This is a genomic window from Vibrio sp. 704 (assembly GCF_033339295.1).
In genome coordinates, this window is sequence record NZ_JAWOUH010000338.1 from 1 (window position 1) to 777 (window position 777).

Genomic DNA, 777 nt, shown 5'->3' on the forward strand with positions numbered 1-777 from the left:
AACCATTTTCCATCTTATTGATAAATTCCATTGCGTGAGCCAGCTTCGCTGCATGCTCAATATCGCTGCGCTGGTACTTATCTTCCGTCGCGTAAGCAATGTTGTTTGCTATGGTGTCATTGAAAAGATGTACGTTTTGCGAAACCAACGCAAACTGCTCACGCAAGTTCTTCAATTCGTAATCACGAATATCACGGCCATCTAATGTAATCGAGCCACTGTCCACGTCATAAAAACGGTTAAACAAGTTCGCAATGGTACTTTTACCTGAACCTGAACGCCCCACTAGAGCGACCGTTTTACCTCGTGGAATATCAAAACTGACATGCTCTAGAGCCGGCTTTTCTGAACCTACATACGTGAAGCTGACATCTTTCACAGATACATCACCCTTCGCGCGCTCAACCGTGTATTTACCTTCGTTTTTCTCTGGTTCTAAATCGATCAGAGCAAACAAAGTTTGGCTTGCTGCCATACCACGTTGGAATTGAGAAGTTACGTTTGTCAGTGCTTTAAGTGGGCGCATCAAACCAAACATCGCAGAAAAGACCACGGTAAAAGTACCCGGAGTCAACTGCTCTTTGATTGAATCAATGCTTGCGAGATAAAGAACAGCAACAATCGCAAATGATGCAATCATTTGAATGATTGGGTTTGCCGCAGCCTGAGCCGTTACCAACTTCATACTTTGTTGACGCATTTGGTTGCTGACTTTATCAAAACGTTGACGTTCAATGTCTTGACCACCGTAGCTCAATACGACTTTGTGCCCTTTTA

The 777-nt window shown here is 43.8% G+C and carries 1 protein-coding gene; it reads right to left on the reverse strand.

Going from position 1 to position 777, the window contains the following annotated elements; genetic code table 11:
* Window positions 1-777: ATP-binding cassette domain-containing protein (locus R7R24_RS26310; protein ID WP_318120063.1), on the reverse strand; the 777-nt coding region annotated here is incomplete at both ends.